Genomic DNA, 2,101 nt, shown 5'->3' on the forward strand with positions numbered 1-2,101 from the left:
CCAACCTTGCGGCAGCCCGCGATGATGCCGCCAAAATCAAGGCGGATCATTCGATTGACGGTTTCCCGGTTCGTGCAGAGCCAAACGACCGCGTCGTAGACTGATCTGATCCGGGGCGCATCCCGGGTACGGTTAAGGCGCACACTATATATATAGAAGTAATAATGCAGAGCGGGGTGGTCATATGGGCTGCCCCGCTTTTCTATTGGGCTTGGCGCATTCAATTGCCAAATTCATGTCATCGGGTTTGTTTTTGTCCTCTGATTGGGGCATTCTGCTTGCCATCTTTGGGTAAAGGCGCTACGCGCTAGGTTCTCAAACACCAGACCGGCAGCCGCTTGATTGGAACGGCTGCAAAGCAAGACAGGATGGCCGATAGCACATGAGCACGCACAAGGATTTCCCGAACCTTCATATTCTTGATCATCCGCTGATCCAGCATAAGCTGAGCCACATGCGCAAGGTCAGCACTTCGACCAAGACCTTCCGTCAGTTGCTCAAGGAAATCGCCCTTCTCATGGGCTATGAAATCACCCGCGAGCTTCCTGTCAGCTATGAAGACATCGAAACGCCGATCTGCGCGATGAAGGCACCAGTCATTCAGGGCCGTAAACTGGCGGTGGTTCCGATCCTGCGTGCCGGTTCGGGCATGGCCGATGGCCTGATCGAACTGATGCCGTCCGCGCGCATTGGTCATATCGGCCTCTATCGCGATCCGGAAACCCACATGCCGGTCGAATATCTGGTCAAGCTGCCCGAAGTCGAAGGCCGTACATTCATTCTGGTCGATCCGATGCTGGCCACCGGGAACTCGGCAGTTGCCGCGATCGATACGCTCAATAAATACGGTGTCGCCGACAAGGACATCCGCTTCATGGCGCTGGTTGCTGCCCCAGAAGGGGTCAAGGTCTTCCAGGACGCCCATCCGGATGTGCCGATCTATACTGCCGGCCTTGATGAGAAGCTGAATGAAAAGGCTTATATCGTTCCGGGCCTTGGTGATGCCGGCGACCGACTGTTCGGTACGCGCTAGCTCCATCGACCAGCCATTGCGTTTCGCATTAAAAAAGGGTGCCGTTTGGCACCCTTTTTGTTTTTGAAGTTTTCGTCTGCTTGGTTGGGCTGGCAGTCAGCCCTTTGGCGATACCGTGATATCGACGACCGATCCGCTAAAGGAGCCACCGGTCAGCTTGATGGTCGCGACCCGGTTTTCACGGTCATAGACCAGAACCGAAATATCGGCGCGGACCACGGTCACCTTGCTCCAGCCGAAGTTTGGCATTTCACGCTCGTAGAAATCATACATCTGCGCTTGCGATCCGCCGGCATTCAGGACAAGCCGCCCGTGCCAGGCATCGGATGCGCCAAAGATGATGCTTCTGTCCATATCGAGTGACGAATTGGACGGCATCGGAATATCTGTGAACTGGGTGAAAGACGGACCTGGTTGGCCACCTTTGCCTTCACTGCTGCCCGGGCCCGTATTGGGCACAAGATTGGTGCCAGAGCACCCGGCAAGAGAGAGCCCCGCAAAGGCGGCGGCACATATAAGATATTGTCGCAGTCTCATCATCTTCCTTCGGTCCCCTGATGCCCGTCTTATAACGAGGGGTATGGATATCTCGCCCTATCATCGGGTCATAATGTAAAGGAAAGGTTCACATATTTGCTTTTGCGCCATTTTGCGGCCTTGCCCGGATGATATGTCCTTCTGGAGCAAATTGGCGGAACTATCACGGTTAATATGACCTTTAATATGACCGTGCGCATTGCATCACATCAAACGGGCTGAACCGGACTTTGGGCCGATAGGGCGAATCAACGGCCCGTAATCTTGGTTTTTTCGAATCATTTTGATCGGGCGCAATGTTTTTTGCCGGGTAAAAGCCCAGTCTTTGCCGGTCTTTTTCAGGACCTTTGCGGGATTTTTCAACCAAGAGTCTGATGGGGACTGGTGTCTGACTTTTATGGTTGGATATGGCTTTTCGACTATGTTGTTGAAAAATAACAATATTCAGAAAAGTTCCCATTAAATGCATTTTTTTCTGAAAAAGGTGTTTACAGGTCGGGATAGGGGCCCTATAACCCGCCTCCACCGACG

At 53.1% G+C, this 2,101-nt stretch carries 3 protein-coding genes; 1 reads left to right on the forward strand and 2 read right to left on the reverse strand.

Annotation, left to right across the window (positions count from 1 at the left end; translation table 11 throughout):
- The first annotated feature begins 382 nt into the window (after positions 1–382).
- On the forward strand, positions 383–1,033 hold the full coding sequence (upp, locus tag B2T33_RS06420; RefSeq protein WP_008892328.1) for a uracil phosphoribosyltransferase: 651 nt from the start codon (positions 383–385) through the stop codon (positions 1,031–1,033).
- 96 nt (positions 1,034–1,129) lie between these two features.
- Here the strand turns inward: upp and B2T33_RS06425 are convergent, their stop codons facing one another.
- Both B2T33_RS06425 and B2T33_RS06430 read right to left on the reverse strand, forming a co-directional pair.
- Positions 1,130–1,573, reverse strand: coding sequence for a hypothetical protein (locus B2T33_RS06425; RefSeq protein WP_231959834.1), 444 nt, complete (start codon positions 1,571–1,573; stop codon positions 1,130–1,132).
- 178 nt (positions 1,574–1,751) lie between these two features.
- On the reverse strand, positions 1,752–2,101 hold a 350-nt coding region (locus B2T33_RS06430; protein ID WP_286791523.1), incomplete at its 5' end, for a hypothetical protein.

The sequence above is a fragment of the Thalassospira sp. UBA4513 genome (genome assembly GCF_002388495.1).
GTDB lineage: Bacteria > Pseudomonadota > Alphaproteobacteria > Rhodospirillales > Thalassospiraceae > Thalassospira > Thalassospira tepidiphila.